Genomic DNA, 24,446 nt, shown 5'->3' on the forward strand with positions numbered 1-24,446 from the left:
CTACTTCGTGTCGTAGAAGCCGAAGACGTCGACGACGAGGTCGGTCTGCTCCCAGCCCTGGTTGAAGAAGTCGATGATGCCGGTCGTACCGGTGCTCGCCTGGACCAGGTTCGGGACGGTCGCGCCCCTCGTCCAGTTCAGGTTCGACGAGTTCGGCGCCTGCGGGGGGACCGCGGTGCCGTTCTCGTACTGCTCGACCGTGTTCGGGTCCGGGGCGACGACGAGGTACCCGTTGCCGTTGGTGTTCGTGACGGTGGTGTTCAGCACGAAGCCCGAGATGCTCGGCTCCTCGTACGAGAGGCCCGCCGGGATGTAGTGGCGGCCCGGCAGCGCCCCGGAGAACGGGGTGTTCGGCTCGCGGGTGTCGAACATGCGCTGCGGGTCGATCGGCATGAAGGCGCCGGTGCTGCCGGGGCTGTAGTAGCCGACGACGTCGACGACGACGTCGGTGGCGGCCCAGGCGCCGTTGAAGACGCTGATCTTGCCGTCGGCGGAGACGGGCACGATCACCGAGTTGGCGATCGTCTGGCCGGCGGTGAAGTTCAGGTTGGACGAGGCCGGGACCGGCCCGCCGCCCGGGTAGACGGCCAGGTGGCCGGACTGCTGGGGGTTGGTCACCGTCACGTTCAGCGCCACCGCCTTGATGCCCTGGGGCACCGAGCGCAGGCCGCCGATCTGGGTGGTGAAGGACCCGCGGCCGGCGAGCTGGCCCTTGGCCGTACCGAGGCCCTCTCGGGTGTCGACGAAGCGGGACGGCGTCATCGGCGTGTAGCCGCTGGACGCGGACTTCGTGAAGTAGCCGGTGACGTCGGCGATGACGTCGACGGACTCCCAGCCGCCGTTGAACAGGTCGACGTAGCCGTTCTTGCCGACCGGCACGATCACCATGTTCGGGACGGACTGGCCGGCGACGAAGTTCACGTTCGACGAGGTCGGCTGCTTGCCGCCCTCCGGGAAGGCCGTGATGTAGCCGTTGCCGAGGGTGTTGGTGACGGTGACGTTGAGGGCGACCGCGGTGACCCCCTCCGGGATGCCCCCGTTGCCGGCGATCTTGACGCGGGTGGTGCCGCGCCCGGCGACCTTGCCCTTCGGGACGCCGGTGCCGTCCCGGGTGTCCAGGAGGCGGGTGGGGGCGTACGGGGTGAAGTCCGAGCCCGCGGTCGAGACCGGCAGGACGTTGTAGACGTCGGCCGCGTTGTTGATGTCCGTCACGGTGATCGTGACGTTGTACTCGCCGAGCTCCGCGTAGACGTGCTCGTTGTAGTGCTGGCCCGCGCCCGGGGCGTCGAAGGCCTCGATCTTCCCGTCGCCCCAGTCGATGGTGACCTTGAGCGGGGTGGTCTCGCTGATGATCTCGGTGCCCAGGCCGATGCCGTGCGCGGAGATGCTCTGCGCGTTGAGGACGAGCGCCAGGTTCGGGTTGGGCACACTGGCGCCCTCGGCCTGCAGGCTGGTCGCGCCCTTGGCCTTGGCGGCCGGCAGGCTGCGGCGGACCGACTTCTCGGCGGGGCTGCTGAACTTCTGGACGTTGCTCGACTTCACGGCCTTGGCCAGGTCGACGTCGGGAGCGGATATGCCTCGGCCGTCGTGCTTGACCGGGTCCGCGGCCTGGGCCGCGGACGGGATGAGACCAACACCGGCCGCGACGATTGCGGCAGCGGACATTACGAGACGGCGACTACGCACCGGCCCCCCCATTGGTTCGTTTTTGAACGCGATCAGAGCGTGAGCGTGCTCAGCGTACACAGCCTCCGGGCAGCCGGTGTCATGGGTTTCCCCCTGGACGGAACTGTCCCGCCGGACGCCGGCCCCGCCTGCGACGGCAGCCCCGCCCGGGCCGTGACCGCGCCCGCGAACGCAGCTCCGGCCGCGGCCGTCGCTACCAGGCCAGCTGCGAGATCTCCTCCGCCACCACCGCGCACGCGTCCGCCGCCGGGTCGATGAGCGGGAAGTGCCCGATGCCGTCCAGGAGGGTCAGCCCGACCGTCTCCCCCGCCTTCGCGGCCGCCGCCACGTACGACTCGGCCACCGCCGCCGGGACGACGATGTCCTCGCGCCCCTGCACCACCGTCGTGGCGATGCCGGTCGGCAGCAGCACCGCCGGGTCCGCGTACGGCAGGCGGGCCGCGAAGTGCGACTCCCCGCCCAGCAGCTGCCCCGAGGCGCCGCCGCACACGCCCAGCGCCTCCGCCACCGCGAAGTCCGCGATCGGGGCCAGCGCCACCACGCCGCGCAGCACCGGCGGGGCGGACAGCCGCCACGGGGAGTCGGACGGGAGCACGTGCCGGGCGGCGGCCCACAGCGCGAGGTGGCCGCCCGCGGAGTGGCCGGTGACGACCACGCGGCGGACATCGGCCTGCGGAAGGGCCGTGGCCGCGAGACCCGGGAGGGCGTCCATCGCGGCGGCCACGTCGTCGAAGGTCTCCGGCCAACGGCCGGCCACCGGCCCCCCGGCGTTCTGATGGGGCACGGAACTCCCGCGCCGGTACTCGACGTTGGCGACGGCGAAACCCTGCCGGGCCAGGAAGTCCGCGAGCGGGGTGACGTGCTGACGGTCGTACGGGGCCCGCCACGCCCCGCCGTGCAGCAGCACCACCAGCGGGGCGGGCCCCCGGTCCGCACCGCGCGGGGCGTAGAACTCCACGACCTGGTCGGGGTGTTCACCGTACGAAGCCGTCGCGTCCGGCGCGACGGCCGGATGGGAGAAGGCCGAGTCGGCCTCGGCGGCGTCCCGTTCCACGGCGGCGGGGTCCGTCATCGGCTCAACCTCTCGGTAACGCGTGGGACAGCGGGGACAGATGTTCCGGTGGTCCGGCAGAGCGGGACCGTATCAGTCTGGAACACGGCGTTCCGTGCGGGGGCCGGGATATGACGGGGCGGGCGGAGCCGTAGCCCCGCCCGCCCTGCGCCGTGACGTTTCGCTACCGCGTCACCCGAAAATGTGACCCAGCGTACGCGCGGCGCGCTCCGCGTCGGCGAAACCGACGTAGAGCGGGGTGAAGCCGAAGCGCAGGACGTCGGGGGCCCGGAAATCGCCGATCACGCCCCGGGAGATGAGCTCGCCCATGACCTCGCGGGCGTTCTCCGTGCGCAGCGACACCTGGCTGCCGCGCTCGGCGTGGCCGGCCGGGGTGACCGGTTCGACCTTGCCCTGCGGGACGTAGGCCGCCACGCATTCGAGGAAGAAGTCCGTCAGCGCGAGGGACTTGGCCCGTACGGCCTCCACGGAGACCCCGTCCCAGGCGTCGAGCGCCGCCTCCAGGGCGAGCATCGACAGGATGTCCGGGGTGCCGACGCGGCCGCGGCGCGCGCCGTCCGCCGGCCGGTAGTCCGGGGTCATCGCGAAGGGGTCCGCGTGGCCGTTCCAGCCGGGCAGCGGGGAGTCGAAGCCGGCCTGGTGCCGGGCGGCGATGTACAGGTACGCGGGCGCGCCGGGGCCGCCGTTGAGGTACTTGTACGTGCAGCCGACGGCCAGGTCGACGGCGTGGGCGTCCAGGCCCACGGGGAGCGCGCCGGCCGAGTGGCACAGGTCCCAGACCGAGATCGCCCCGGCCGCGCGGGTGGCGGCGGTGAGGGCGGGCAGGTCGTGGAGGCGGCCCGAGCGGTAGTCGACGTGGTTGAGGAGGACGACGGCGGTGTCGCCGTCGATCGCCTCGGCCGCGCGGCCCGGTTCCACCGGGACGACGGTGAGGCCGGTCATCCGGGCCGCCGATGCGGCGATGTAGCCGTCCGTGGGGAAGGTGGTGGCGTCGACCAGCAGCTTCGTCCGCCCCGGGAGGGCGAGGCGGGCGGCGCCGACGAGGGCCTTGAAGAGGTTGACGCTGGTCGAGTCGCCGACGACGACCTGGCCGGGGGCCGCGCCGATGAGCGGGGCGATCTTGTCGCCGATCCGCTCGGGGGCGGTCCACCAGCCGCTCTCGTCCCAGGAGCGGATGAGGAGTTCGCCCCACTCGCGGGAGGCGACGCCGGCGAGGCGGTCGGTGACTCCGGCCGGGAGCGCGCCGAGGCTGTTGCCGTCGAGGTAGACGACTCCGTCGGGCAGGACGAAGCGCTCGCGGAGCTTGCCGAGCTCGTCGGCGGCGTCCAGGGCGGCGGCCCGGGCCGGCAGGCCGGCCGCGGCGGGGGCCGGGGCCGGGGCCGGGGCGGCGGGTATCAGGGTCTCGTCAGACATGGCTGCGGGCCGTCCAGAGCTCCGGGAAGACGTTCTTCGTCGCGCGCTTCTCCAGCCAGGTGACCCCGGCCGAGCCGCCCGTGCCCGTCTTCGCACCCATCGCGCGACGGGTCGCCACCAGGTGGTCGTTGCGCCAGCGCCAGACCAGTTCGGCCACGTCCGTGAGGACCTCGCCGAGGCGGTGCAGGTCGAGGTGCTCGTCCGGGGCGGCGTACAGGCCGGTCCAGACGGCCTCGACCTCGGGCGAGGCCTCGTACCGCAGGGAGAGGTCGCGGTTCAGGACCTCCGCCGGGACGGGGAGCCCGCGGCGGGCCAGGAGGCGCAGGACCTCGTCGTAGAGGCTCGGCTCGTGGAGGGCCTTCTCCAGCTCGGCGTGGACGCGCGGCGCGCCGCGGTGCGGGACGAGCATGGACGAGGACTTCTCGCCGAGCAGGAACTCCATGCGCCGGTACATCGCCGACTGGAAACCGGAACCCTCGCCGAGCGCGGCCCGGTAGGCGTTGAACTGGCCCGGGGTGAGCTGGGCGAGCGGACGCCAGGAGTTGTTGAGGGCCTCCAGCTCGCGGAGGGATCGTTTCAGCGCGTCCATCGCGACCGGGATCCGGTCCTCGCGCAGCGCGCGGGCGGCCGTCTCCCATTCGTGGACGATGACCGTGAACCACAGCTCCATGACCTGGGTCGTGACCAGGAAGACCATCTCGCCCGGATCGTCCGAACGGAGGTGCTGGAGGTGGGTGAGGACGTCCGCCTGGACGTAGTCCTCGTACGGGGTCGTGCCGGCGAAGTCGAGGTTCGGGGTGTCCGAACCGGCTCCGGAGGCATCAAGGGTGTTCGACATCGCTGTCTCCTCGACACGTGCTTCCGGGTAGCGGTCCGCTCCTTCCGTGAGGCAAGTGGAGCCCCGGTCCCCTGCCCGCATCGTAAGACACGGGCGGGGCGGGGCTCCAGCGGAGAGTGATGCAGGTCACATCCGGACTGCGCCACACCCTGCGTACGGGCTCAGGCGGTCAGGACGTCCGCCGCCGTCGGGGAGGAGTCCCGCAGGAAGGTCGAGCAGCGCTCGTACTCCTCCTTCTCGCCGATCGCCTCGGCCGCGCGGGACAGCGCGTACAGGGCGCGCAGGAAGCCGCGGTTCGGCTCGTGCTCCCACGGCACCGGACCGTGGCCCTTCCAGCCGGCGCGGCGCAGGGCGTCGAGACCGCGGTGGTAGCCCGTACGGGCGTACGCGTACGACTCGACGGTGCTGCCGGCCGCGAAGGCCTCGTCGGCGAGGACCGCCCAGGCGAGGGAGGAGGTCGGGTGCGCGGCGGCCACCTCGACGGCGGGGGTGCCGGCCGCGATGGCCTCGCGGCCGGGCTCGTCGGGGAGGTGGGTGGGGGCGGGGCCCCCGAGCAGGTTCTGGTGAATGGACATGACCCAAGTCTGCCGGGCTCCGCGCCCCGGCGGCATCCGCCCCTCCCGGGCGGACGGCGCGGGCCGCACGCCGGCTTCGGGCGGGGTCAGCGCATGTGCGTGTGCCGCATCCGGCAGGCGGCGAGCCGGATGCCACGGTGGTCGGGGGCGGCCGCCGGCGCCGCGGTACGGGTGGACCCGCGGGCGGGGCGCAGCCGGTTCCACCCCAGGTCTCCCGCGGCGGCCGGCGCGAACTGCCGGGACGGCGACCGGAGTCCCGGCACGAGCACCGGCCCGCTCCCGCGCACCTCGTCGAAGGCCGGGCCCCGCTCTCCCGTCCCGTCGAAGGACCGGCGCAGGCCGTCGAGCTCCAAATGGGCCTCCACCCAGCCCTCCATTGCGGTCCGGCGGGCCGACTCCAGCTCCGCGATCCGCCCGGTGAGCAGGGGTCCGGGGGTCACCCCGTCGAAGGCCGGGCCCCTCCACAGGCGCAGCGCACCCCGCAGCCGGAGGGCCGCCGCCGCGTACTCCCCGCGGGCCAGCGCGAGGTGTCCCGCGTCGGCCTCGCGGGCGAACTCCCGTATGTCGAGGCGCCCTCCGCCGGTGTCGAGGCGGTAGCCGCCGGCCGTCTGCACGAGCACGCTCCCCGGCGTGCGGGTGCGGTCACCGCACGGGGCGACGGCTGCGGCCAGCCGTTCGCGCAGCCGGAGCACGGCGGCCCGCAGCTCCGGACGGGCCCGCTCGCGCGGCACTAACGCCCCCAGTTCCTCCGCGAGTACGGCGGCCGGCACCACGTGGTCCGCGTACGCGGCCAGGACCGCCAGGACCTGCCGTTCTGACGGTGTGGCAGGCGCGATGGGCACCCCGCCCTCGAGAACGTCCAGCCCTCCGAGCACGTCAATGTCCACAGTCTTCTCCCTGGCGGCGCGGAGTCCGCGCCGGCACGGACTCGACTCGAAAAAGAGTATCGAGGTTTTTTTTCCGGTCATCACCGGCCCCCGGAGCGGGAGTTCCTCCGGAACCGGGCCTGCGGACCGGCCTCAGCCCGCGCCGAGTGCCGCCACGGGCGGCCGCGCGGCGGACCCGGCCGCGCAGTCGCACGACAGCACCCCGTCCGGACCGTGCAGGACCCTGGCCCCGCGGCCCGGCGCGGTGTCGAGCCGGGCCGCCACGGCCGGGAACACCAGACTCTGCATCACACCCGTGTAGAGCACCGAGACCTCGCGCTCCAGGTCCAGCCCGAGCGTCTGCGACATCACGTTGAGCCCCGCGAAGGCCCCGACCACCATCCGCGCGGGCTGCGCCGGATCCACGTGCGGGAACAGCTCGCCGCGCTGCTTGGCCTCCACCATCAGGGCCGTGTGCAGGTCGATCCACGCCTGGTAGGGCGCCGTCCGGTGCAGTCTGCGGCCGCTCTCCTCCAGCGTGAGGCGCGTACTGCTCCGCGTCAGCACGTCGTGCCGGAGCCGGTGCGAGAAGACCATGCCGACGTCGACGAACTCCTGCGCCTTGGACTCCTGCGGGACGACCGGCGGGTGTGTGCTCACCTGCGCCTCGACGACCGCCTGCGCGAGCGCTTCCTTCGAGTCGAAGTGGAAGCGGAGCGCACCCTTGGTGACCTCGGCCAGCCGGGCTATGTCCGACAGCGTGGCGCCTTCGTAGCCCCGGTCCTCGAACACCGCTGCTGCGGCTTCCAGGATCGCCCGGCGCGTACGCAGCGCGGGCTCCTGCTTCACCTGCGGTCGGTCAGCCCTCATCACGAACATACCTCCAGGTACGTACCTTTGCGGACAGTCCACCCCATTGCGGGGCTGCCGTCCACAGGCGTCTCACCCCTGTACCGCACCCGTCCCACCCCTCAGAACGCGAAGGGCCCGGCCGCCGTCGCGAGACGGGGGCCGGGCCCTTCGGAGCGCTCGTGCGCGGGGACCGCGCCGCGGGTGCTACTTCAGCCGGGTACCGGTGGAGCGCAGGTTCGCGCAGGCCTCGGCGACGCGCGCGGCCATGCCCGCCTCGGCGGCCTTGCCCCAGGTGCGGGGGTCGTACTTGGACTTCGTGCCGACCTCGCCGTCGACCTTCAGGACGCCGGCGTAGTTGGTGAACATGTGGTCCACGACCGGGCGGGTGAAGGCGTACTGGGTGTCGGTGTCCAGGTTCATCTTCACGACGCCGTTCTCCAGCGCGGTGGCGATCTCCTCGGCCGTGGAGCCCGAACCGCCGTGGAAGACGAAGTCGAACGGCGAGGCCTTGCCGAACTTCTCCGCGACACCGGCCTGGAGGTCCTTCAGGAGCTCGGGGCGCAGGACGACGTTGCCCGGCTTGTAGACGCCGTGCACGTTGCCGAAGGAGGCGGCCAGCAGGTAGCGGCCCTTCTCGCCCAGGCCGAGGGCCTCGGCGGTGCGGATCGCGTCCTCGACGGTGGTGTACAGCTCGTCGTTGATCTCGTGGCTGACGCCGTCCTCCTCGCCGCCGGTCGGGGTGATCTCGACCTCGAGGATGATCTTCGCAGCGGCGGCCTTGGCGAGCAGCTCCTGGCCGATGGCCAGGTTGTCGGCCAAGGTCTCGGCGGAGCCGTCCCACATGTGCGACTGGAAGAGCGGGTTCTGTCCCTTGGCAACGCGCTCGGCGGAGATGTCGAGCAGCGGGCGGACGTAGCCGTCCAGCTTGTCCTTGGGGCAGTGGTCCGTGTGCAGCGCGACCGTGATGTCGTACTTGGCGGCGACGATGTGGGCGAACTCGGCCAGGGCCACGGCGCCGGTGACCATGTCCTTGTTGTGCTGGCCACCCAGGAACTCCGCACCACCGGTGGAGATCTGGATGATGCCGTCGCTCTCGGCCTCCGCGAAGCCGCGCAGGGCGGCGTGCAGGGTCTGGGAGGAGGTCACGTTGATGGCCGGGTAGGCGAACTTGCCTGCCTTCGCCCGGTCGAGCATCTCGTTGTAGACCTCGGGGGTTGCGATGGGCATCTGTCCGCTCCTTGGTTGTGCGGGGAGTGTGCTTATTGCGGGCCCTGACCTGGGGGCGACGTCATCGTCGCGCCTATCTTTCCAGACTCGGCGCGACCGTCCAGCCCACCCGCGTTCCGGTACGGGAACGGCCGGCCGGGACGTTTCACGTGAAACATTCCAGCCGGCCGCGAAAGACCAGGTCAGGACCTTGATCAGCACTCCACGGGACCTTGGTCACCAGTAGTCCTGGAGCACCGGACGTCCGGTCCCGGCACGCTGACGATCACCGGTCAGGAGAGGCCGAGGTCCTCGAGCTGGTAGCCGGTGAGGTACTGCAGGCCCGCTTCGGCGATGGCGTCGGCCGCGCCCCGGTCGACGATCGTGGCGACGGCGACGACCTCACCGCCGGCCTCGCGGACGGCCTCGACGGCGGTCAGCGGGGAGCCGCCGGTGGTCGAGGTGTCCTCGACGACCAGGCAGCGCTTGCCCTTGACGTCGGTGCCCTCGATGCGGCGCTGCATGCCGTGGGCCTTCTGCGCCTTGCGGACCACGAAGGCGTCCAGGCGCTGACCGCGCGCGGCGGACGCGTGCAGCATCGAGGTCGCGACCGGGTCGGCGCCCAGGGTCAGACCGCCGACGCAGTCGAAGTCGAGGTCTGCGGTCAGGTCGAGCATGACCTGACCGACCATGGGGGCCGCCTCTCCGTCGAGGGTGACCCGGCGGAGGTCGATGTAGTAGTCGGCCTCGCGGCCGGAAGAGAGGATCACCTTGCCGTGCACGACGGCCTTGTCCTTGATCTGCTGCAGAAGCGCATCGCGTACGTCAGTCATGGCTCCGAGCTTAATTGCGGGCTAGGAGAGCCGCCGCCAGGTCCACGTCGTGGAGATCTCCAGCGGATCCACCGGCGTGACCATGCGCGGCAGCGTGTTCAGGCCGTTCGGCGGGCCGGACTGCGGCTCCACGCAGACGGCCTCGGGCTGCTCGTCGTAGACGACCACCCATTCGGCCCGGCTGGTGACCCGCAGTTCCAGCGCCCCCGGCCAGGTGAGGGTGACGTCGACCCCGTCCGGCATGCCGAAGCAGTCGTCCCAGGGACCGGGCCGGGGCTCGATGCGGTGGCCGTTGGGGAGGTGGTCGGCGCCGCGCTCCTCCTGCCAGGCCGCCTCGAACCAGACCTCCACGTCCCCGCCGCCGGGCGTGAGCTCGCGGCGGAACCACGGGTGCCAGCCCGCCTGGGCCGGGAAGGAGTTCTCGTAGGTCTCGACGCCCAGGGTGAGGGTCAGCGAGTCCTCGGCGAGCTCGACGATCTGGGTGACCTTGCCCGAGTAGGGCCACGGGTCGGTGAGGTCGTACGTGAACACCGCCTCGGTGTCGGTGGCCCGGGCCGCGCGCCAGGGCGCGTCACGGGCGAAGCCGTGGAGGGCGTGCGGCGGGTGGTTGACCGGCATCTGGTGGAGCGCGGCACCGTCGCGGAAGCGGCCGTTCTCGATCCGGCCGCACCACGGGACCATCGGGAAGCACCCGTAGTGCGAGCCCTGGCGCAGCAGCTCGGTCCCGTCGATGCGCAGGCTGCTGACGCGGCAGCCGTTCTCCTGGTCGACGGTCACTTCGGCGCCGCCGGCCTTCAGTTGCGTAGTCATGCGACCGAGATTAGGCGGTGCGCCCTCTCAGCGGCGGCGGCGCAGCGCCCTCCCGAGGACCACGGCCGAGGCCAGGGCGAGGGCGGCGGCCGGTGCGATCCACCGCAGGCCCGCCCCGGCACTGGTGGCGGCCGGTGCGGGAACCGGGGCGTACCGGCCGCGCGGCGGCGCGTGGTCCACCTCCTCGGCACTGCGGCCGATCATCGTGCGGCGGGCGTGGGCGGCTTCGGCCGGGGGGCGGGGGGCGCCGTCGAACTCCTCGAACTCCCCGGCGAGGAAGGGGTCGAGGGAGGGCGGCGGCACCTCGGTCTCGAACACCGAGGCCGGGTCGACTGCCGGTTCGGCTGCGCCGGGCTCGGCGGGGTGGGCTGCGCCCGGCTCGGCCGGGTCGGCTGCGCCGGGCACGCCCTGGTCGGCTACCGCGTCGGCTCTGCCGGGGAGGCTCTGGTCGGCTCCGCCGGGCAGGCCCTGGTCGGCCGACGGTTCGGCGGCGCCCGGGAGGGGCTGGTCTGGCGACGGTTCGGCGGCGGGCTCGGCCTCCTCGTGGAGGGCGGCCTCCTCCGCCTCGGCGACGGGGTCCGAGACCCCGGCGTCGTCCAGGTCCGCGGTGATGCTGCCGAGCGGCAGCCCCGAGCCCCCGGCGCCGGAACCGGCCGCGGGGCGCCCGGGCTCCGTACCCGCCGGGCCCGGGGACAGGCGGGCGGCCGTGCGGTCCAGGATGCGGCGGACGGCCGCGGCCGAGGACTCCGGGGTGAAGGCGGCGGCGCGGCCGTCGGCGGCGGCCTCGGCGGCGAAGTCCAGCCGGGTCCCGTCGCCCTCCGGCGTCAGCCGCACGTCGAGGGAGAGCTTCACGGTCCCGCTGCCCCGGACCTCGGTGCCCTCGCCTTCGAGGACGAAGTGGTCGCGGTCCCGCTCGGTGAGGGCCAGCGCCCCCCGGTAGGTCACGGTGTGCCCGTCGACCCGGACCTTGAGCCGGCCGGCGAGCGGCCCGGACTCGGTGTCGGCGTCCTGCTGGAGCCCCGGTACGCACCGGGCCACCCGGGCCGGGTCGCGCAGCACGGCGCGGAGATCGTCTGCAGGTACCGGAACGAACACCTGATGCTCCATGCGGTCGAGCCTAGCGAGTAGCTCCTTTCCGGTCGACAAGGCCACGGGCCCGGCCTCGCCGGCCGGGCAGGACCCGGGCCCGCTCCCGGCCGGCGGGGCCGGGCCCGTGGTCACGAATACCGCGGGTGCGGCAGCGTCGACGGCGGGAGTCCCGGCACCCTGGTCCGTTCTGCGTCGCGCGCGGAGTCCTGCAGGGACCCCGTCGACAGCGAACGCAGCCCCGGCGTGTCGCGGTCCACGCGCAGGGCCGGCGCCGCATCGCGGGCGGCGAGTACGAAGCCCCAGTCCTGCGGCGGTGTCCCGGTCACCCCGAGCGGGCTGCGGTCGGGGCCGGCGGAGAAGCCCGAGAGGCGGCCGCCGGCGCTGTACGGCGCGGTGCGCAGCCCGGCCGCGCGCAGCGTGGACTCGACGGTCCAGTAGGCCCGGGGGCGGGTGGCCATCGGTCCGGCGTGCACGGCGATCCGGCCGCCGGGGGTCAGGGCCCGCGCGGCCAGGCCGTAGAACTCCTGCGAGTACAGCTTCGTGCTGGGGGTGATGCCCGGGTCGGGGAGGTCGGAGACGATGACGTCGAAGCGGTCCTCGGCGGCCGGTCCCCGCAGCCAGCGGAAGGCGTCCTGGGTGACGACGCCCAGGCGCGGGTCCTCGTAGACCCCCGCGTTGAGCGCGGAGAGCATGGGGTCGGTGCGGGCGAGGCGGACCACGCCCGGGTCGAGCTCGACGACGGTGACGGAGTCGACGTCCCGGTAGCGCAGCACCTCGCGGGCGGCGAGCCCGTCGCCGCCGCCGAGGACCAGGACGCGGCGGTGCGGGCCCGTCATCGCGGGGTGCACGAGGGCCTCGTGGTAGCGGTACTCGTCGTAGCCGCTGACCCGCAGCCGCCCGTCGAGGTAGAGGTCGAGGGAGCGCGGTGAGCCGTTCGAGGGGCCGGTGAGCACGAGCTCCTGCACCCCGGTCTGCACGGCGACCCGTACCTCCGCGCCGTAGACGGCGCGCCGGGCGACCCGCTCGAAGTCGCCGGCGAGGAGGGTCGCGGAGGCGAGCACGGCGAGGACGGTCAGGTTCGCGGCGATCAGCATCCAGCGGCAGCGCCGGCTCAGGTCGTGGCGGAACAGCCACAGCACCAGGACGCCGCCGACGGCCGCGTTGACGGTGCCGGTGAGCATGGCGCCGGTGAGCTGCCCGAGCAGCGGGAGCAGCAGGAAGGGGAAGGCCAGCCCGCCGACGAGGGCGCCCACGTAGTCGGCTGCGAACAGGTCGGCGACGGCTCCGCCCGCGTCCTGTCTGCGGATGCGCTGGATGAGGACCATCAGCAGCGGGATCTCCGCGCCGATGAGCACCCCGATGGCGAAGGAGAAGGCGACGAGCGCCGGCCTGGATTCACCCAGCCAGGCGAAACTCGCGTACAGCGCCATGGCCGAGAGCCCGCCGAGGAGCGCGAGCGCGGCCTCGATGGCGCCGAAGCCGAGGGCCGGGCGGCGGCGGAGCCGTTTGGCGAGCAGGGAGCCGACGCCCATGGCGAAGACCATGACGGACAGCACGACCGACGCCTGGGTGACGGAATCACCGATGAGGTAGGAGCCGAGGGCGAGCAGCTCCAGTTCGTACACGAGCCCGCAGGCGGCGCAGACGAACACGGTGGCCAGGACGAGGAGTCGGCCGGTCCGGGGCCGTACGGGCAGGGCGGCCGGGACCGCCGACGCGCCCCCCGGCTCCGGAGCCGGGAGCACCCGGCGCGGGACGGAACGGTCGATCATGAAGCGAACCGTACGTCACCACCCACTCGCACCCGGTCACCCACATGGGTGCAAGTGGCGTACCGATCCACCCGGTTGGCGTAACCACGGCGCGGGCCCGCGCCCCGAACGGCAGATCTAGAGCAGTGCGGGGGATTCCGCGGACACGGGCGCCGGAGCACCCATGCGCACCCCGACCCTCGTACGGGTGGCGACCAGTTGGCCCTCCTGCGGGTACGCGTGCCAGGTGCGCCACCGCACCTGGCCCTCCCAGCGCTGCGCGAGCATGGCGGTGAAGGCGTGGGGGCTGCCCGGGAAGGTGCCCGCGAGCCCGTTCGGGTGATCCGCCACCAGTGCGAGCAGTTCCTGCGCCCGCCCGGCGAAGGACCCGCGGGAGAGGGTCTCGACCCGCGCGGCGAACTCGTACTCCCAGTCGCCCACCCGCTTCGCCACGCCGAGCGGCAGCGGCGTGCTGCTGCCGGGCATGCAGGCGACCGTCTCCGAGCAGAGCACCTCGCCCTCCTCCAGGAGCACCTGATGGGAGGCTCCGAGCAGGCGCAACTCCACTTTGGCGTCCGCCAGTTCGAGGTTCAGTACGGCCAGGGCGGGCAGCCGGTCCCGTCCCAGGGCCCAGGCGAGATCGGCGGCACGCGTGTCGGTGTAGGAGGTCTGGAGGGTCGTGAGCATGAGTCGGCTCCGCAAACGCGCGAGGGAGATGGGCCGGGGTCCGCCAGCGGTGGCAACGGGTGGGGGGACACCGGCACGGGTCCACAGGAAGTCCAGGTAGGTCCGAGGACTGGTCTACTCAACCGAGGGAATCATGAAAGGCACGGCACTCACAGCGTTTTTACCCAACTTGACGGGGTTTACATCCCCCCGGGGGCCCCACAGTTCACGTGTTCAGCCTGCCCCCTTCAGCGCGTCGTGGTGCGGTGGTGACGGAGAGGGCGCCCGACGGTCCTCGGACCCCCGGACGCCCTCCTCCCTGCGGTGCCCCGCTGCCCCGTGTCAGCTGGAACCGCCGCACCCTCCGCCGCCGCCGCACGAGGACGACGACCCGCACGAGGACGACGACCCGCAGGAGGAAGAGTTGCCGCAGCCGGAGGAGGAGCCCGAGTCGCCTCCCGCCCACCAGCTGCCGCTGCTCCTGCCGCCGCTGCGCGAGCCGGAACCCGAGTACCCCTTGCGGAACGAACGGATTGCGATGTTCCCCAGGACGACGAGCACCACGAAGCCGATCGCAATGAAGACGAACGTCATGTCCGCCTCCTCTCTCACGCCCCGGTCCTCCCGGGGAGCGGGATCCCCGCGTCCCGCGTGCAGGGGGGATGCCCCCGGGCCACGCGGCCCAAAGCACACTTGAGCAAGTCCAGAGGTTGCCCCCAGGATGGCGCCCATGAGCGCACCCCTGAGCAGCGACCGCCCCTTCCTGAACCGCCGCCTCGCGGCCTTCGGCACGACGATCTTCGCGGAGATGTCGGCGCTGGCCGCCCGCACCGGTTCGATCAACCTGGGCCAGGGCTTCCCCGACACCGATGGCCCCGCGGCCATCGCCGAGGCGGCCTCCCGCGCGGTCCTCACGGGTCTCGGCAACCAGTACCCGCCCGGCCCCGGGGTCCCCGAGCTGCGCACCGCGATCGCCGCCCACCAGCAGCGCTTCTACGGCCTGTCCTACGACCCCGACACCGAGGTGCTGGTCACCGCGGGGGCCACCGAGGCCATCGCCGCCACCCTCCTGGCCCTGCTGGAACCGGGTGACGAGGTCATCGCCCTCGAGCCGTACTACGACTCGTACGCGGCCTGCATCGCGATGGCGGGCGCGGTCCGCGTCCCCGTCACCCTGCGCCCGCACGGCGGAGCCTTCGCCCTCGACCTCGACGAGCTGCGCGCCGCCGTCACCCCGCGCACCCGCCTGCTGCTGCTCAACACCCCGCACAACCCGACGGGCACCGTCCTGACCGGCGAGGAGCTGGCCGCGGTCGCCGGCCTCGCCGTGGAGCGCGACCTCCTCGTCGTCACGGACGAGGTGTACGAGCACCTGGTCTTCGACGGCGCCCACACCCCGCTGGCCGGCCTGCCGGGCATGCGCGAGCGCACGGTCACCATCTCCTCGGCCGGGAAGACCTTCTCCTTCACCGGCTGGAAGGTCGGCTGGGTCACCGCGCCCCCGGAGCTGGTCACGGCGGTCCGCTCGGCGAAGCAGTTCCTCACCTACGTCTCCTCGGGCCCCTTCCAGTACGCGATCGCCGAGGCCCTCGCCCTCCCCGACTCCTACTACGAGGGCTTCCGCGCCGACCTGGCCGCCAAGCGCGACCTGCTCTCCGAGGGCCTGGCGGCGGCCGGCTTCGAGGTCTTCCGGCCGCAGGGCACGTACTTCATCACCACCGACATCACGCCGCTCGGCGAGAAGGACGGCCTCGCCTTCTGCCGCGCCCTGCCCGAGCGCTGCGGGGTCGTCGCCATCCCCAACCAGGTGTTCTACGACGACGAAGCCGCCGGGGCCACCCAGGTGCGCTGGGCCTTCTGCAAGCGGACCGAGGTGCTCCAGGAGGCGGTTTCCCGACTGGGCGGCCTCTAGTGCTGTGGCCGGAAAGGTTTGCCGGTCGCGGTGTCCGGTGCGGTGCATCGCAAGGCGGAGGGCCACGTCTCGTACTGGACGTACTTGCGCGGTCCGAACGCGGTCACAGCACTAGGGCGCATCCGTGCGTGCTTGCGGGGTGGCTGAGGCCGGTGTGAAGCTGGCGGTCCGAACGTGCCCGAAGCCACTCACGACGGCGTGAGCGGAACAACCACGAGCCGAAAGCCGGGAGACATGGCAACGGGCAGAGCGACGGTGACCTCGTCGCCCCTGGAGATCCGCGCGCTCAAGGTCGTACGGTCGGCCGCGCCGACGAGCCTCATCGCACTCGCCCTCTTCGCCGCCGTCCGCGGGGCCGGGGTGCTGGTCCTCGCCATCGGGTCCTGGTGGGCCGGGCGGTCTCCGCTGAAGGTGCTCGGATCCTCCTGGGACTCCGTCTGGTACCTGAAGATCGCCGCCAACGGCTACGGGCGGACCCAGATGTGGCCGAGCCCCCACGGCACCGGCACCGGGCTGATCCAGAGCGACTTCGCCTTCTTCCCGCTCTACCCGACGCTGATGCGGCTCCTCGGCTCCGTGCTGCCCGGCGGGCTCGTCCCCGCCGGAATCCTCATCGCCTGGGTGTCGGCCGCCGCGGCCGCCGTCGGGGTGTACAAGATCGGCGAGCGGGTCATCGGGCCCCGGGCCGGGCTGCTGCTGGTGGGGCTCTGGGCCGCCCTGCCGCACGCCGTGGTGCTGTCGCTGGCCTACACCGAGTCCCTGCTGGCCGCGCTCGCCGCCTGGGCCCTGTACGCCCTGCTGCGCGGCCGCTGGATGTGGGCCGCGGGCCTCGCCGTGCTCGCCGGGCTGACCCGGCCCACGGGGCTGGCGGTCGCCGCCGCCGTCTCCGTGACGGCGCTGCACGAGATCGCCGTACGGAAGTCCCGCGCGCCCGAGGTGTGGGCGGCCGGGCTGCTGGCGCCGGCGGGCTGGGCCGCGTACGTCCTGGCCGTCGGGGTGCGCGTCGGCGATCCCCTCGGCGGCTACTTCGCCGTGCAGCGGCACTGGGGGTCGAGGTTCGACTTCGGCGTCGGGGCGCTGCGCTCGGCGGAGCAGGTGCTGACCGGCGGGCACGTGCCGCTGGCGACCACCGTGACGGTGGTGCTGCTGGCCGCGGCCGGGCTGCTCGCGATGCTCCTCGTACTGGACCGCACCCCGCTGCCGCTGCTCGCGTACACCGGGATACTGCTGCTCATCGCCTTCGGCGGGGCCGGCTACTTCGAGTCGAAGCCGCGGTTCCTGCTGCCGGCGTTCCCGCTGCTCCTGCCGATGGCCGCCGTCATGGCGCGAGCCCGGCCGCGCACCGCGATCGTGGTGACCGCGGTGCTGGCCGGGCTCGGCTACGGCTACGGGCTGTACCTGCTGCTGATCGCCCGCGTGCCGCTCTAGTTGTTGTCGTCGCCTTCGCCGTCGTCCTCGGAGGAGTCGATCTCCTTCTCGAGGCCGAGCTGCTCGACGAGCCACTTGTCGAACTCGATGGAGGCGCGGACCCAGCTGACCGTGGAGGACACGAAGTGCTCCAGGTTGACGCCGGTGCCGATCAGCATCTGCGCCTCACCGATCAGACGGACCGAGCCGTCGTCGTGCGTGTGGCTGTAGACCTTGGGCCACAGGGTGCGGCGGTTCCAGTCGTCGATCGACTCGAGAAGCTGCGGCTTCTCGTCGATCTTGTGCGGACGGTCGTAGAAGGTCCGCACCGAGAAGACCTGCTGCTCGTCCTCGCCGCGGAACATGAAGTACGTGCGGAAGTCCTCCCACGGCGCCGCGAGGTCACCCTCGTCGTCGACGACGTACTTGAGCTCCATCTGCTCCAGCAGCTGCTTGACCAGATCCTGGTCGGGGACGACGGGGCCCGCCGGTCCTGAGGCCTGCGGTTCGGGCTGCTGCCCTCCGAAATTCGGAATCGAGGCCGGGTCGATGCTCACCGTGTTCTTCCCTTCGTGCGGATACCTGCATCCTCCCCCATCCGTCCCACCCCATGTCCAGCCCCGCACGCACGATCCGCGCAGGGCGGACAGGACCGGGCCGCCGTAAGGGTGAACATGTCCGGATCACTCCTGGTCACGGCGGCCCGGAGGGGCCCACGGATCACAGGGCCTTGCCGACCAGCAGGTCCTCTCCCGCCACGTCCACGCGCACGGTGTCGCCGTCGCGGACCTCGCCGGCCAGGATCTCCTTCGCCAGCCGGTCGCCGATCGCGGTCTGGATCAGGCGGCGCAGGGGCCGGGCGCCGTACGCCGGGTCGTTGCCCTTGTCCGCCAGCCAGGCCAGGGCCCCGGGGGTGACGTCCAGGGTCAGCCGGCGGTCGGCCAGCCGCTTGGCGAGGCGGCCGATCTGGAGCTCGGCGATGTGGGCCAGCTCCTCCTCGCCGAGGGCGGAGAAGACCACGAGGTCGTCGAGGCGGTTGAGGAACTCCGGCTTGAAACTGGCCCTGACCACGTCCAGGACCTGCTTCTTCTTCTCGTCCGCAGGTGTGGCCGGATTCATCAGGAACTGGCTGCCCAGGTTCGAGGTGAGGATCAGGATGGCGTTGCGGAAGTCCACGGTGCGGCCCTGGCCGTCCGTGAGGCGGCCGTCGTCGAGGACCTGGAGCAGGACGTCGAAGACCTCGGGGTGGGCCTTCTCCACCTCGTCCAGGAGGACGACGGAGTACGGGCGCCTGCGCACGGCCTCGGTCAGCTGGCCGCCCTCCTCGTAGCCGACGTACCCGGGAGGGGCGCCGACGAGGCGGGCCACGCTGTGCTTCTCGCCGTACTCCGACATGTCGATGCGGACCATGGCCCGCTCGTCGTCGAAGAGGAAGTCCGCGAGCGCCTTGGCCAGCTCCGTCTTGCCGACGCCCGTGGGGCCGAGGAAGAGGAAGGAGCCGGTCGGCCGGTCCGGGTCGGCGATGCCGGCCCGGGTGCGGCGCACGGCGTCGGAGACGGCCCGCACGGCCTCGGTCTGGCCGATCAGGCGGCGGCCCAGCTCCTCCTCCATGCGGAGCAGCTTCTGGGTCTCCCCTTCGAGGAGGCGGCCCGCCGGGATGCCGGTCCAGGCGCCGACCACGTCGGCGATGTCGTCAGGGCCGACCTCGTCCTTGACCATGCTGTCCTTGGCCGGACCGGCCTTGGAGGCCTCCTCCTCGGCCTCGGTGGCCTCGGCGAGCTCGCGCTCCAGGGCGGGGATCTCCCCGTAGAGCAGCTTGGAGGCGGAGTCGAAGTCGCCGTCGCGCTGGGCGCGCTCGGCCTGGCCGCGCAGCTCGTCCAGGCGCTCCTTCAGCTCGCCGACCCGGTTGAGGGACTGCTTCTCCTTCTCCCAGCGGGCGGTCAGGCCGCGCAGCTCCTCCTCCTTGTCGGCGAGGTCCTTGCGGAGCTTGTCGAGGCGTTCGCGGGAGGCCGGGTCGGACTCGTTGTTCAGCGCCAGCTCCTCCATGCGCAGCCGGTCGACCGAGCGCTGGAGCTCGTCGATCTCCACGGGCGAGGAGTCGATCTCCATGCGCAGCCGGGACGCGGCCTCGTCGACGAGGTCGATGGCCTTGTCGGGGAGGAAGCGGGAGGTGATGTACCGGTCGGAGAGGGTCGCGGCGGCGACCAGTGCGCTGTCGTTGATGACCACCTTGTGGTGGGCCTCGTAGCGGCCCTTGAGCCCGCGCAGGATGGCGATCGTGTCCTCGACGGACGGCTCGGCGACCAGTACCTGCTGGAAGCGCCGCTCCAGCGCCGGGTCCTTCTCGATGCGCTCGCGGTACTCGTCGAGGGTGGTCGCGCCGACCATGCGGAGCTCGCCGCGGGCCAGCATGGGCTTGAGCATGTTGCCCGCGTCCATGGCGGAGTCGCCTCCGGCGCCCGCGCCGACGACGGTGTGCAGCTCGTCGATGAAGGTGATGATCTGGCCTTCGCTCGACTTGATCTCGGCGAGGACGGTCTTGAGGCGCTCCTCGAACTCGCCGCGGTACTTGGCACCGGCGACCATCGCGCCGAGGTCCAGGGAGACGAGGCGCTTGTTCTTGAGGGACTCGGGGACGTCGCCCTTGACGATGCGCTGGGCCAGACCCTCGACGACGGCCGTCTTGCCGACGCCGGGCTCGCCGATGAGCACCGGGTTGTTCTTGGTGCGGCGCGAGAGCACCTGCACGACGCGGCGGATCTCGTGGTCACGGCCGATGACGGGGTCGAGCTTGCCCTCGCGGGCGGCGGCCGTGAAGTCGGTGCCGAACTTCTCCAGGGCCTTGTACTGGCCCTCCGGGTCGGGGGTGGTCACCCGCCGTGCTCCTCGTGCGTTCTGGAAGGCGTCCAGCAGCTTCTTCGCCGTCGCGCCCTGGGTGGAAAGGACCTCACCGGCCGCGCCGCCCTTGGCGGCGATGGCGATGAGCAGGTGTTCGGTGGAGAGGTACTCGTCGCCGAGCCTGCCCGCCTCGGCGTCGGCCTCGGCGAGGACGGCGAGCAGGTCGCGGCTGGGCTGCGGGGGCGCGACGGTGGAGCCGGTGACGCTGGGCAGGGCGGCGAGCAGCCGTTCGGCGCCGCTGCGGACGGCCGCCTGGTCGGCCTCGGCGGCGACGAGCAGGTCGATGACGTTCTCGTTGTCCTCGCCGGCGAGCAGTGCCAGCAACAGGTGTGCGGGGGTCAGGTCGGCGTGGCCGTCCTTGACGGCCCTGCTGGTGGCCGCGTTCAGGGCGTCCCTGCTCTTGTTGGTCAGCTCGGCGTCCACTGCGTCTTCTCCTCTCCGGAGGGCTACACGGTTACACGAACAATTCTGACAGGAGCAACGTATGCAAAGTTGAGTCTATTCCACTCAAGGGCGTTCGGGGGACGCGCTGCCCGTACCCTTCGGGCCATGTCCCATGACGTACTCAACCCGACGCCCGAGTACCTCGCCTTCTGGCGGGAGCGGCACGTCTGCACGCTGACCACCCCGCGACCCGACGGCTCCCCGCACGTGGTCCCGGTGGGCGTGACGTACGACCCGGAGGCCGGCCTGGCCCGGGTCATCAGCAACAAGCACAGCAAGAAGGTCCGCAACGTCCTGGCGGCCCAGGCGGCCGTGCCGGGCGGGGCCCGGGTCGCGGTCTGCCAGATGGAGGGGCGCCGCTGGGCCACCCTCGAGGGGCGCGCGGTGATCCGTACCGACGAGGCCTCGGTCGCCGAGGCGGTGGCGCGCTACGCGCAGCGGTACGGGCGCACCCCCTCGCCCAATCCCGACCGGGTGGTCCTGGAGATCACCCTGGAGCGGGCGATGGGCCGGGCCTGAGCGGCGGAACCGGCGGGGTGCGGGCCGGAAACCGGCCCGCACACATTGTCCCGTTCAACCACTGGACGCGGACATCACAACGGCGCCATCGTGGTCAGGTCCACGATGGCGCCGTTGTGTGGGGGTAGCACCTGAGCGATCTGCAACGACGGGGGAATCGCTTCAGGCACTGCGGGGGGTGGCGGTGGTGATATCGGGTTCGAAGAGCTGGTGGTCGCGCTGATCGAGATTGACGAAGACCATTCCGTAGCGCACCTCGCAGCGGACGGGCTGCGGCGCGCCGCGCGGACGGCGCAGGCACCTGTAGGCACGTACGTCCTCGTCCTCCTCGCGCACGACGACGATCGGCTGTCCGAAGAGCGTGACCATCAACGAATCGCCAGGGTGGGGGATGGCCGTGGCGAGGTCGATGAACTGCCAGCCGGAGCGGTAGGCAGAGGCCATTTCGCGGCGGAACCCGCGGTCGTCGGGGGTCATCAGGAGACCTTCGCCGGTGCGGTGTTCCAGCCGAGGTCGGCGGGAGCGGTGTTCCAGCCGAGATCGGCAGGAGCCGTGTTCCAGCCCAGATCGGTCTTACCTGTCGGCTCGGCGGATGCACCGGTGACAGTTGCGGCCTGAACGCTTCCCGCGTCCCCGTTGAAGGCGACGACTGCCCCGTAGACCGCGACGACGGAGAAAACAACGGCAAGCACCGAGCGAAGCATTCTCTTATACATGGTCGGCTTCGTCCTCACTTGATGGAATCCTCTCCCCCGCGTGACTGACGATGGCTCATTCAGGCACGTCAGTGCCACAGGGACGATGCATCATGTTCTTACATGTTCAGGACCCTGGGGGGTGGAGATTTGCCCAAGAGCGACACAAACCCGACACATCCCCACCCGGTCACGGCCATGTGCCCCGAGGGAGCCCGGCTCTACGCGGCGGCGCTGAGCACCGGCCGCGTGGCCCGCGGCGAGGTGGAGAACGCCCCCTGCCTGCTCGAATTCGCCCTTCTGCGACCCGACCCGGATGACGCGAACCAACTCCGGGCGGTTCCACCGTCCGTCGCGCTCGCGCAGCGCCTGCATCCGCTCGAACGCGAGATCAGGGACCGCCGTCGAAGCGCCGTAGATCTCGCCGATGCATTCGAGCCGTTCCTGACCATCAGCGCCCAGACCCCCGCGACCACCCACGCCATCACCGTGCTGGAGGGCTTCGACCAGATCAACGCCGCCCTCGACCTGGCCACCGCGGAGTGCCACACCGAGGCCCTGACCGTCCAACCGGGCGGCGCCCGGCCCAGCTTCGTCCTCACCGAGGCCCTGGAGCGCGCCGCGCCGCTGATCGACCGCGGGGTGAGCATCCGGACGCTCTACCAGCACACGGTACGGCACAGCCAGGGCACCCTCGCCTACGTGGACCGGATCTCCACGGGGAAGGTGGAGATCCGCACGCTCGAAGAACTCATCGAGCGACTCATGATCTTCGACCGCACGGTGGCCTTCATCCCCGCCAGCGACGACCGGACGGTGGCGCTGGAGCTGCGGCACCCCGGGCTGGTCGACTACCTCATCAAGGTCTTCGAGCAACTGTGGCGCCGAGCGGTCCCGTTGACCGAAGAAGTGACGTACACGCACGCCCCGGACGGCATCTCCGGCGTGCAGCGCTCCATCGCCCAGCTCCTCGTCGAGGGACACGTGGACGAGGCCATCGCGCGCCGCCTGGGGATGAACGTACGCACCTGCCGCGCGCACATCGCCAAGCTCGCCACCGCCCTGGGCAGCGGCAGCCGCGCCCAACTCGGCTTCCTCATCGCCCAGTCCGGCATCCTGGGGCGCCCCGGGGACCCGTCGAAGCCCGGCGGCCCGGAGGCCTGAACGGGCCGTACACGGAGCACGTGAAGGGCCCCTGGCCGGACGGATGTCCGGCCAGGGGCCCTTCCCGTACGCGTGTGCGCGGGATGCACTCAGTCCATCGGCCGCTTCGGCGCCGGCCGCCACACCACCAGGGCGTTGCCCGGCTGCGGGGGCTGGTACGGGACCAGGTCGCGCCGGTAGGAGGCGTGCACCTGGGCCTCGCGGGCCCGGAGGGTGGCCGCTGCACCGTCGACCGCCGCGGCGAGCTCGGCCACGCGCTGCTGGAGCGCGGCGACCTGGTTCTCCAGCTCGATGATCCGCTTGATGCCCGCCAGGTTGATGCCCTCGTCCTGGGACAGCGCCTGCACCGTGCGGAGCAGCTCGATGTCCCTGGCCGAATACCGCCGGCCGCGCCCGGCCGTACGGTCCGGGGAGACCAGGCCGAGGCGGTCGTACTGGCGGAGGGTCTGCGGATGCAGGCCCGAGAGCTGGGCGGCCACCGAAATCACGTAGACCGGGGTCTCGTCGGTGAGCTGGTAGCCCCCGCCGAGGCGGGAGGACTGTCGTCGGCGGCCGTCCATGGTCATGCTCCCTTCGCGGACTCGAACAGCGCGGAGCGCGGGTCCTCGGACTCCGTCGCCTCGCGGTACATCTCCAGCGCCTCACGGGCCTTGTCCGACAGCTGTGCGGGGACCGCGACCTCCACGGTGACCAGCAGGTCGCCGCGGGTGCCGTCCTTGCGGACCGCACCCTTGCCGCGGGCCCGCATCGTGCGGCCGCCCGGGGTGCCCGGCGGCAGTTTCAGCGTCACCGCGGGGCCGTTCAGGGTCGGCACCTTGATCTCGGCGCCCAGCGCCGCCTCGGCGAAGGTCACCGGGACGGTCACCGTCAGGTTGTCGTCCCGGCGGCCGAACACCGGGTGGGAGTCGACGTGCACGACGACGTAGAGGTCACCGGCGGGACCGCCGCGCTCGCCCGGGGCGCCCTTGCCGCGCAGCCGGATCCGCTGGCCGTCGGAGACGCCCGCCGGAATCCGGACCTGCATGGTGCGCGAGGAACGGGCCCGGCCGCTGCCCTTGCAGACCTCGCAGGGGTTCTCCGCGATCAGGCCGCGGCCCTTGCAGTCGGCGCAGGGGTCGGTCAGCGAGAAGCCGCCGCCGCTGCCCCGCGAGACCTGGCCGGTACCGACGCAGGTCGGGCACACGCGGGGCGTGCCGTTCTTGTCGCCGGTGCCCGAACAGGCCTTGCAGGGCGCCTGGGAGGACATCCGGAGCGGGACCGTGGCCCCGTCCACCGCCTCCGTGAAGGAGAGGGTGACCTCCGACTCGATGTCCTGGCCGCGGCGCGGCTGGGTGCGGGTGCCCGCACCCGGACCGGCGCCGCGGCCGCCGAACAGGCCGCCGAAGACGTCGCCCAGGCCGCCGCCGAAACCGCCGGCGCCGGCGCCACCCGGCTGGGTGCCGCCGAAGAGGTCGCCCAGGTCGAAGTTGAACGAGCCGCCGCCCGCGCCGGGACCGGGGCGGAAGCCGCCGTTCCCGAACAGCGCGCGGGCCTCGTCGTACTCCTTGCGCTTCTTAGGGTCGCCGAGGACGTCGTTCGCCTCGGAGATCTCCTTGAAGCGCTCCTCGGCCGAGGCGTCGCCCTTGTTGGCGTCCGGGTGGAACTCGCGGGCGAGCTTCCGGTACGCCTTCTTGATCTCGGCCTCGGTGGCGTCCTTCGGGACACCGAGGACCTTGTAGTAGTCCTTCTCGACGAAGTCCTTCGTGCTCAT

The 24,446-nt window shown here is 72.2% G+C and carries 24 protein-coding genes; 4 read left to right on the forward strand and 20 right to left on the reverse strand.

What is annotated here, in order from left to right; translation table 11 throughout:
- The 14 genes from ACIGFK_RS11555 to ACIGFK_RS11620 all read right to left on the reverse strand — a co-directional run bounded on the left by ACIGFK_RS11555 (position 1) and on the right by ACIGFK_RS11620 (position 14,251).
- Positions 1 to 1,665, reverse strand: a complete 1,665-nt coding sequence (locus tag ACIGFK_RS11555; protein ID WP_376656581.1) for a hypothetical protein — start codon at positions 1,663 to 1,665, stop codon at positions 1 to 3.
- Positions 1,666 to 1,879: 214 nt separating this feature from the next.
- Positions 1,880 to 2,758, reverse strand: a complete 879-nt coding sequence (locus ACIGFK_RS11560; RefSeq protein WP_386464598.1) for an alpha/beta hydrolase family protein — start codon at positions 2,756 to 2,758, stop codon at positions 1,880 to 1,882.
- Between the two features lie 171 nt (positions 2,759 to 2,929).
- Entirely contained in the window at positions 2,930 to 4,171 is a 1,242-nt protein-coding gene (gene kynU / locus ACIGFK_RS11565) for a kynureninase (protein WP_376656579.1), read from the reverse strand.
- Positions 4,164 to 5,009, reverse strand: a complete 846-nt coding sequence (locus ACIGFK_RS11570; RefSeq protein ID WP_376656578.1) for a tryptophan 2,3-dioxygenase family protein — start codon at positions 5,007 to 5,009, stop codon at positions 4,164 to 4,166. Before ACIGFK_RS11570 ends, kynU begins: the two co-directional genes overlap by 8 nt.
- A 161-nt stretch (positions 5,010 to 5,170) precedes the next feature.
- A complete protein-coding gene (locus ACIGFK_RS11575; RefSeq protein ID WP_376656577.1) occupies positions 5,171 to 5,584 on the reverse strand; it encodes a DUF3151 domain-containing protein in 414 nt (137 codons plus the stop codon).
- An 86-nt stretch (positions 5,585 to 5,670) separates the two neighbouring features.
- Positions 5,671 to 6,471, reverse strand: coding sequence for a BTAD domain-containing putative transcriptional regulator (locus tag ACIGFK_RS11580; protein ID WP_376656576.1), 801 nt, complete (start codon positions 6,469 to 6,471; stop codon positions 5,671 to 5,673).
- Positions 6,472 to 6,603: 132 nt separating this feature from the next.
- Positions 6,604 to 7,320, reverse strand: coding sequence for a ScbR family autoregulator-binding transcription factor (locus tag ACIGFK_RS11585; protein WP_376656575.1), 717 nt, complete (start codon positions 7,318 to 7,320; stop codon positions 6,604 to 6,606).
- A 186-nt stretch (positions 7,321 to 7,506) separates the two neighbouring features.
- On the reverse strand, positions 7,507 to 8,529 hold the full coding sequence (gene fbaA / locus ACIGFK_RS11590) for a class II fructose-bisphosphate aldolase (protein ID WP_376656574.1): 1,023 nt from the start codon (positions 8,527 to 8,529) through the stop codon (positions 7,507 to 7,509).
- A gap of 272 nt (positions 8,530 to 8,801) precedes the next feature.
- Positions 8,802 to 9,341, reverse strand: a complete 540-nt coding sequence (gene pyrE, locus ACIGFK_RS11595; protein ID WP_376656573.1) for an orotate phosphoribosyltransferase — start codon at positions 9,339 to 9,341, stop codon at positions 8,802 to 8,804.
- A gap of 21 nt (positions 9,342 to 9,362) precedes the next feature.
- A complete protein-coding gene (locus ACIGFK_RS11600; RefSeq protein WP_376656572.1) occupies positions 9,363 to 10,151 on the reverse strand; it encodes an aldose 1-epimerase in 789 nt (262 codons plus the stop codon).
- A 27-nt stretch (positions 10,152 to 10,178) separates the two neighbouring features.
- Positions 10,179 to 11,258 carry an SRPBCC domain-containing protein gene (locus tag ACIGFK_RS11605; RefSeq protein ID WP_376656571.1) on the reverse strand — a complete coding sequence of 360 codons (1,080 nt, stop codon included), beginning with the start codon at positions 11,256 to 11,258 and terminating at the stop codon, positions 10,179 to 10,181.
- 110 nt (positions 11,259 to 11,368) lie between these two features.
- Positions 11,369 to 13,012: a polyamine aminopropyltransferase gene (locus ACIGFK_RS11610; protein WP_400051358.1), complete on the reverse strand. Its 1,644-nt coding sequence runs from the start codon at positions 13,010 to 13,012 to the stop codon at positions 11,369 to 11,371.
- 117 nt (positions 13,013 to 13,129) lie between these two features.
- Entirely contained in the window at positions 13,130 to 13,678 is a 549-nt protein-coding gene (locus tag ACIGFK_RS11615) for a DUF2617 family protein (protein ID WP_376656569.1), read from the reverse strand.
- Positions 13,679 to 13,999: 321 nt separating this feature from the next.
- Positions 14,000 to 14,251 (reverse strand): hypothetical protein, encoded by a 252-nt coding sequence (locus tag ACIGFK_RS11620; RefSeq protein ID WP_400051360.1) that lies wholly within the window; start codon positions 14,249 to 14,251, stop codon positions 14,000 to 14,002.
- Positions 14,252 to 14,378: 127 nt separating this feature from the next.
- Between ACIGFK_RS11620 and ACIGFK_RS11625 the strand changes: the two genes are divergently transcribed.
- Both ACIGFK_RS11625 and ACIGFK_RS11630 read left to right on the forward strand, forming a co-directional pair.
- On the forward strand, positions 14,379 to 15,569 hold the full coding sequence (locus ACIGFK_RS11625) for a pyridoxal phosphate-dependent aminotransferase (protein WP_400051362.1): 1,191 nt from the start codon (positions 14,379 to 14,381) through the stop codon (positions 15,567 to 15,569).
- Positions 15,570 to 15,803: 234 nt separating this feature from the next.
- Entirely contained in the window at positions 15,804 to 16,997 is a 1,194-nt protein-coding gene (locus tag ACIGFK_RS11630) for a hypothetical protein (protein ID WP_386464612.1), read from the forward strand.
- Here the strand turns inward: ACIGFK_RS11630 and ACIGFK_RS11635 are convergent.
- Entirely contained in the window at positions 16,994 to 17,533 is a 540-nt protein-coding gene (locus tag ACIGFK_RS11635; protein WP_376662354.1) for a YbjN domain-containing protein, read from the reverse strand. The genes ACIGFK_RS11630 and ACIGFK_RS11635 overlap by 4 nt on opposite strands.
- Positions 17,534 to 17,696: 163 nt before the next feature.
- Entirely contained in the window at positions 17,697 to 20,297 is a 2,601-nt protein-coding gene (clpB, locus tag ACIGFK_RS11640; RefSeq protein WP_376662355.1) for an ATP-dependent chaperone ClpB, read from the reverse strand.
- 126 nt (positions 20,298 to 20,423) lie between these two features.
- Between clpB and ACIGFK_RS11645 the strand changes: the two genes are divergently transcribed.
- Positions 20,424 to 20,837, forward strand: coding sequence for a pyridoxamine 5'-phosphate oxidase family protein (locus ACIGFK_RS11645; RefSeq protein ID WP_376662356.1), 414 nt, complete (start codon positions 20,424 to 20,426; stop codon positions 20,835 to 20,837).
- Positions 20,838 to 20,999: 162 nt separating this feature from the next.
- Here ACIGFK_RS11645 and ACIGFK_RS11650 read toward each other — a convergent pair whose 3' ends face one another.
- Entirely contained in the window at positions 21,000 to 21,314 is a 315-nt protein-coding gene (locus ACIGFK_RS11650; protein WP_030383724.1) for a hypothetical protein, read from the reverse strand.
- Entirely contained in the window at positions 21,314 to 21,529 is a 216-nt protein-coding gene (locus ACIGFK_RS11655; RefSeq protein ID WP_376662503.1) for a hypothetical protein, read from the reverse strand. Before ACIGFK_RS11655 ends, ACIGFK_RS11650 begins: the two co-directional genes overlap by 1 nt.
- Positions 21,530 to 21,655: 126 nt before the next feature.
- On the opposite strand from ACIGFK_RS11655, the gene ACIGFK_RS11660 reads away from it, so the two are divergent.
- Entirely contained in the window at positions 21,656 to 22,696 is a 1,041-nt protein-coding gene (locus tag ACIGFK_RS11660; RefSeq protein ID WP_376662504.1) for a helix-turn-helix transcriptional regulator, read from the forward strand.
- An 89-nt stretch (positions 22,697 to 22,785) separates the two neighbouring features.
- Here the strand turns inward: ACIGFK_RS11660 and ACIGFK_RS11665 are convergent, their stop codons facing one another.
- Positions 22,786 to 23,256, reverse strand: a complete 471-nt coding sequence (locus ACIGFK_RS11665; protein WP_376662523.1) for a heat shock protein transcriptional repressor HspR — start codon at positions 23,254 to 23,256, stop codon at positions 22,786 to 22,788.
- Between the two features lie 2 nt (positions 23,257 to 23,258).
- Positions 23,259 to 24,446 carry a molecular chaperone DnaJ gene (dnaJ, locus tag ACIGFK_RS11670; RefSeq protein WP_386464619.1) on the reverse strand — a complete coding sequence of 396 codons (1,188 nt, stop codon included), beginning with the start codon at positions 24,444 to 24,446 and terminating at the stop codon, positions 23,259 to 23,261.

The organism is Streptomyces sp. NPDC085524, assembly GCF_044541755.1.
Classification (GTDB): domain Bacteria; phylum Actinomycetota; class Actinomycetes; order Streptomycetales; family Streptomycetaceae; genus Streptomyces.